The organism is Paenibacillus gorillae (assembly GCF_000513275.1).
GTDB classification, from domain to species: Bacteria; Bacillota; Bacilli; order Paenibacillales; family Paenibacillaceae; genus Pristimantibacillus; species Pristimantibacillus gorillae.
This window is the reverse complement of sequence record NZ_CBVJ010000081.1, coordinates 1-5,495: the sequence shown is the minus strand read 5'-3', so window position 1 is coordinate 5,495 and position 5,495 is coordinate 1. Positions and strand designations below refer to the sequence as shown.

The 5,495-nt window shown below is 46.6% G+C and carries 6 protein-coding genes and 1 riboswitch; all 6 genes read left to right on the top strand.

From position 1 onward, the window contains the following. Positions 1-896: 896 nt before the first annotated feature. A riboswitch (PreQ1 riboswitch) is annotated at positions 897-940 on the top strand. An 89-nt stretch (positions 941-1,029) separates the two neighbouring features. The 6 genes from queC to TY10_RS14050 all read left to right on the top strand — a co-directional run bounded on the left by queC (position 1,030) and on the right by TY10_RS14050 (position 4,983). Beyond that, positions 1,030-1,707, top strand: coding sequence for a 7-cyano-7-deazaguanine synthase QueC (gene queC, locus TY10_RS14075; RefSeq protein ID WP_042164560.1), 678 nt, complete (start codon positions 1,030-1,032; stop codon positions 1,705-1,707). Beyond that, the gene (queD, locus tag TY10_RS14070) at positions 1,704-2,174 is read left to right on the top strand and encodes a 6-carboxytetrahydropterin synthase QueD (protein WP_042164557.1); all 471 of its coding nucleotides are present in this window, start codon (positions 1,704-1,706) and stop codon (positions 2,172-2,174) included. Before queC ends, queD begins: the two co-directional genes overlap by 4 nt. Continuing rightward, positions 2,167-2,895 carry a 7-carboxy-7-deazaguanine synthase QueE gene (gene queE, locus TY10_RS14065; RefSeq protein WP_042164555.1) on the top strand — a complete coding sequence of 243 codons (729 nt, stop codon included), beginning with the start codon at positions 2,167-2,169 and terminating at the stop codon, positions 2,893-2,895. The genes queD and queE overlap by 8 nt, the downstream gene beginning before the upstream one ends. 31 nt (positions 2,896-2,926) lie before the next feature. Further along, on the top strand, positions 2,927-3,424 hold the full coding sequence (queF, locus tag TY10_RS14060; protein WP_042164563.1) for a preQ(1) synthase: 498 nt from the start codon (positions 2,927-2,929) through the stop codon (positions 3,422-3,424). A 95-nt stretch (positions 3,425-3,519) separates the two neighbouring features. Beyond that, a complete protein-coding gene (locus TY10_RS30460; protein WP_063510439.1) occupies positions 3,520-3,843 on the top strand; it encodes a hypothetical protein in 324 nt (107 codons plus the stop codon). Positions 3,844-4,503: 660 nt separating this feature from the next. After that, the gene (locus TY10_RS14050; protein ID WP_042164552.1) at positions 4,504-4,983 is read left to right on the top strand and encodes a GNAT family N-acetyltransferase; all 480 of its coding nucleotides are present in this window, start codon (positions 4,504-4,506) and stop codon (positions 4,981-4,983) included. Positions 4,984-5,495: the final 512 nt, after the last annotated feature.

Sequence of the window (5,495 nt, the reverse complement as noted above, 5' to 3'; positions counted from 1 at the left end):
GCATTGCGCCATTCGGTCCAGCCTGCCATTCTTGCTTCGCATTTCCTAGTCGCTTCCGCGATAGGAAAATGGGTAGAAGCTGCAAAAAGTCAGGCCGAACTCGAATCGCTCCATTCGCTCACACACCTACACTTAACTAATATGCTCCTAGAATAGTCACAGAGCTCGATGTAACTCTTATCTGCTATAAGGCGGTTTTCGTGTGCTTTTCACTAACCTTTGTTACATTTGGTTGTACAGCGAAGCAGGTTCGCAAAACAACGAAGGCAATTTCGCTAATGAGAGGGCTAAGGCTATCAAACGTGGCGACAGCGAAGCAATTTTCGCTAATGGAGAACCTAGGTTCACGGAAAACGAAGCTGGCTTCGCAAAATGACTGGTGCAGCATCAAACCAATGCGTACAACGAAGCGGGATTCACTAAATAGCGAATGAGCTTCGTTGGAGAACTGTAAAATTACTTGTTACTTGTAGGGGCAGGGGGAATAGAGTAACTGAGATACTATAGCTATTTGTTCTGTCCCTTAATGTTTCAATGGCAGATCACGGCATTGAGATTGGTTCCAGCGGTTAGGGAGCAAATGGAGCGGATTCGAGTGCAGACTGACTTTTTGCAGCTTTTATCCATTTTATAGAGCGGGAGCGAATATAGTAATGGAAGCAAGAATGGCAGGCTGTACCGAATCCGCGTAATGAGCGCCAATCCCGCAGAACTGTCTTGGGTAAGTAGCAAGGTCTGGAAAGGGCTGTAACTCACTTGAAGCAGCAGCCAGCTCCGCAGTTTGACTAGGCTTTCGCCCAGTATTTCGAACCTTGTTCATAAAAGACAGCTATGCTATAGTACGATAGGTATAAATGAATAAATACTGAAGCAGCCGGACAACTCGTCCGACCGCTCCAGGAGAGGTTCGCGAACTCCCTCTATAAAAAACTAAGGAATAAACAGAATCTCCTTAGATTCTGTTTATTCCATTTTATGGACAAATATCTAGTTCGAGGAATCTCTCTCTCATCAGGGAGGAGATTAACAATGTATCAAACAAAGCAAGGCAAGGCCGTCGTCGTATTCAGCGGCGGGCAGGACAGCACGACATGTCTGTTCTGGGCGCTGCAGCGCTATGAGGAAGTGGAGGCTGTCACATTCAACTATGGTCAACGCCATGCGCTTGAACTGGAATGTGCAGCGCAAATTGCTGAGGAGCTGGGCGTGCGTCATCATGTGCTCGATATGTCACTGCTTGGGCAGTTAACCCCGAACGCATTGACGAGGCCAGACATGGAGATCGAGCAAAAGGACGGTGAATTGCCGAACACCTTTGTAGACGGAAGAAATCTGTTGTTTCTGTCCTTTGCAGCGGTGCTGGCAAAAGGCATCGGCGCTCATTCGATCGTTACGGGTGTCTGCGAGACGGATTTCAGCGGGTATCCGGATTGCCGCGACGTGTTCATCAAATCATTGAACGTCACGCTCAATCTGTCGATGGATTATCCCTTTGTCATCGAGACACCGCTGATGTGGCTGGATAAGGCGCAGACGTGGGAACTTGCAGCCGAGCTTGGCGCTTTCGGCTTCGTAAGAGAGAAGACACTAACCTGCTATAATGGCGTCATTGCTGATGGCTGCGGGGAATGTCCGGCCTGCAAGCTGCGCAGGCAGGGGTTGGAACGTTATTTGGCCGGAGCGGGAAGCCAGGGTGAGCAGCGATGATGCAGCAAATCTATCCGCAGACGCCGCATGACTATTGCTATGAATTGAATAAAGATATGCATTTTGCAGCAGCCCATTATATTCCGACGGAAGAAGCGGGCAAATGCGCACGATTGCATGGACACACGTATTTCGTTAATGTGACGATAGCCGGCGATGAGCTGGATGAGTCCGGTTTTCTCGTCAATTTTTCCGATATAAAAAAGCTTATTCATGACCGGTTTGATCATGGCTGCCTAAATGAACATACTGAGCTGTTTGGTCCAGCCTTGTCCTCGGGACATTCGAATGATACCGGCTCTGCACGGTTTCCTACGACAGAAGTAGTCGCGCGGACGATCGCTGAACTCGTGCAAACTTATTTGGATGGACGGCCTAACCGTCCTAGATGCATTCAGGTTTATTTGCGTGAGACGCCTACGAGCTATGTGGTATACCGTCCTAGAAGGGCGGCAGACCATGATTGAGAAACGTTTACCGGTCATGGAGATTTTTGGACCTACCGTACAAGGCGAAGGTATGGTTATTGGACAAAAAACGATGTTCGTTCGAACGGCAGGCTGTGATTACAGCTGCTCCTGGTGCGATTCCGCTTTTACCTGGGACGGTACTGGAAAAGACTCTATTCGCATGATGACGGCTTCCGAGATATGGACTGAGCTGCGGAATATTGGAGGGAAAGGTTTTTCCCATGTTACACTTTCCGGCGGTAATCCCGCCCTACTGGCCAATATGGATGTACTGGTAGAGCTGCTGCAGGTCGAAGGAATACGGATTGCTGTAGAAACGCAAGGAAGCCGCTGGCAGAATTGGCTTCTCGCTATAGATGAAGTAACACTGTCGCCTAAGCCGCCAAGCTCAGGCATGCTGACAGATTGGACCGTATTGGATGATATTGTTGGAAGATTACGAGCAGCAGAACGTTTATACAGCTTGAAAGTTGTCGTATTTGACGAGAATGATCTGGAATACGCTTCTGCCGTTCATCGGCGTTATCCGGACACGGCGTTTTTCTTACAATCGGGTAATGACGACTTAACGGAGACTGACAACAGCATCATGCTAAGCAAGCTGACCAACAATTATGAGCGTCTTGTCGAGCAAGTGATGAGTCGAGATGATTTGTCGGCAGTACGGGTACTGCCGCAGCTACATGCTTGGATTTGGGGAAATAAACGCGGCGTATAGCCGGAAAAAAGAGAGAGTGAGGGACATGACGATGTCAGGAAGAAAAGAAGAAGAGCTGCAGGGGATCAGCCTGCTGGGCAACCAAGGAACTAAATATCCATCGCAATATGAGCCTGCGGTATTGGAGGCTTTTGACAACAAACATCCGTATCGCGATTATTTCGTAAAATTTAATTGTCCGGAATTTACGAGTCTATGTCCGATGACAGGGCAGCCGGATTTTGCAACGATTTATATTTCTTACATTCCCGATCAGCGGATGGTAGAGAGCAAGTCGCTCAAACTCTATCTGTTCAGCTTCCGGAACCATGGCGACTTCCATGAGGACTGCATGAACATTATTATGAACGATCTGATTGCGCTCATGCAGCCGCGTTATATTGAAGTCTGGGGCAAATTTACGCCGCGAGGCGGCATTTCAATCGATCCGTACTGCAATTATGGCAAGCCTGGAACAAAGTATGAGCAATTGGCTGAGCAACGGCTGTTCAATCATGATCTCTATCCTGAAAAAATAGATAACAGATAACTGCTAGTAACAACTATCTCGCAAGGCTATTACACAAGCAAGGCATGGCCCTTCTCCATATACTATATTAGACCAATTGGAAAGGAGCCTACCAAATGTCTTGTCATCCTTGCGATCCGTTTTGTCCTACCGTCCGGGTTTATGATCCGCCAGTAACGGTATTTAATGACATCTTTCATCCGCAAATCGTCGAAGTTGTTCATCGCGTCAATGTCGTGAACCGTCACCATTGTGTTCCATGCGAGAAACATCTCTATGAGTATTGCTATCATAATGAAGAAGCTTCGAACGAGGGAAGTCGACGCAGCCAAAGCCATAACCGCAGTCGCAGCCATAATAGCAGCAGAAGCAGATATGCTGGCGTTTCGAAAGTAAAAGCAAAGGCTAAAGCCAAAGCGAAAGCGAAAAAAACCAGATAATAGGTTTACAACGAAATGGGAGACACCCGTCGCACTCGGCAACGAGATAGCGACGGGTTTTTTTTATTTCATGCTTTTATCTGAGAACCTGCCTTAGTGGTTGTTGCCAGACGCGTTGCCTTTTTTGTCGGATGACTTCGTTGTCGTATTTTTGTTTCCGTGACCTTGCTGTTTTGCCATTGTGGTTCACCGCCTTTCGGGTATTAAAGTAGTGGTGGGAGCTGTGAAAATCTCACTGTTAAAAATAAACAGCGTGACGGGTTATTTTGTGCGGATTATCACTTATTTAAGCATAAAAAGAGACCAGAGCCCGGTCATGCGCAAATATACGCCCGATTGTAGCGGTGTTGCCTTCATTGCTTAGACTTTTCGTAAAACGGCAATTGTTCGGGCACTTGGCTGTCGAAGCCTAGGCTTTGCCGATCGAGGGGCGAGGCCAGTTGCGGGAGCGGCGAAAGCTTCTTTTTTTGTAATTTATGATGATCCTCCAAATTTGACCGATTCAATAGGAGTGCTCTCTAGCATTAATGAGGCATTGTATGAACGTTTTTTATGAAAAAATGGTGTAAAAAGGCTAATATTCGATGTACTATTAGATTGTATTTTTTTTAGCGTTCAGCGTCGGATATTGTCATTAGATTTTGATAGAGGGGGCCATTAATGAATCAGCGTTCCGCAACTGCTGAAGACGAGACTTTTTTATATGAAGTTTATGCTGGCACTCGGCGAAATGAAGTAGCGGAATGGGGGTTTGGCACCCGAGAAATAGAGCTGTTTTTACAAATGCAGCATCGGGCCCGCCAAGCGTCGTATTCGGCTGCTTATCCAGATGCGGTGTGCCGGGTTATTTATGCAGCAGATAAACCGATTGGTTCGTTGCAGGTCTATTACGGCAGCGAGTCTATCGTTCTGATCGATATCGCATTGCTGCCGGAAGCTAGGGGCAAAGGCGTCGGATCGGCGGTACTGCTGGAGCTGCAGCAGAAAGCGGCTCAGCTTGGGCTTCCGGTAATGCTGCATGTCGATAATGCCAACGTGCTGGCGCGCAAGCTGTACGGAAAGCTGGGTTTCAAGGAAACGATGGCAGATGAGATTTATACGGAGATGAGATGGGAGCCTCCTGCTGGCAGAGCGACATAAATTTTAGCTTGCGCCTCATGCGTGAAGCAGTGTTGTCGACTTGGTAAATGAAAGTACAAATGATTATGGTTAAAATAGTAGAAGCGTTTTAATAGGCAAAGAGCGAGCCTGGGGCATCTGAATGATGGGCTCTTTGCATTTAATATAGTAGTGATAAATATTGAAATCTAGCATTTATAACTTATTTATAAAAAAGACTTGCAATCTATTAATAGTCTATGGTATATTCTAATTCCGGCCGAGAGAGATGCGGTTGGCGAAGTAAGCGAAGAGAGAGGGACAAGCTGAACGGCTTGAAACTTTCGAAAAAAAAGCTTGCATCGAGATCACGGATGTGGTAAGATAACTTCCGTTGTCACAAAAGAAATTGTTCTTTGAAAACTGAACAACGAGCAAAACTGCCCTGTTAATTCTAACGAATTAATAGAAAAGCGATAAAACAAGTAATGAGCAATCAACATCCTCGAGTTTCAAATAACCGATTTAATCGGTCGTTTGAAAGCTCGTATAAT

Excerpts from the sequence above, each read along its gene's own strand:
- queC (WP_042164560.1), top strand. The coding sequence starts at position 1,030 with ATGTATCAAACAAAGCAAGGCAAGGCCGTCGTCGTATTCAGCGGCGGG.
- queD (WP_042164557.1), top strand. The coding sequence starts at position 1,704 with ATGATGCAGCAAATCTATCCGCAGACGCCGCATGACTATTGCTATGAA.
- queE (WP_042164555.1), top strand. The coding sequence starts at position 2,167 with ATGATTGAGAAACGTTTACCGGTCATGGAGATTTTTGGACCTACCGTA.
- queF (WP_042164563.1), top strand. The coding sequence starts at position 2,927 with ATGTCAGGAAGAAAAGAAGAAGAGCTGCAGGGGATCAGCCTGCTGGGC.
- TY10_RS30460 (WP_063510439.1), top strand. The coding sequence starts at position 3,520 with ATGTCTTGTCATCCTTGCGATCCGTTTTGTCCTACCGTCCGGGTTTAT.
- TY10_RS14050 (WP_042164552.1), top strand. The coding sequence starts at position 4,504 with ATGAATCAGCGTTCCGCAACTGCTGAAGACGAGACTTTTTTATATGAA.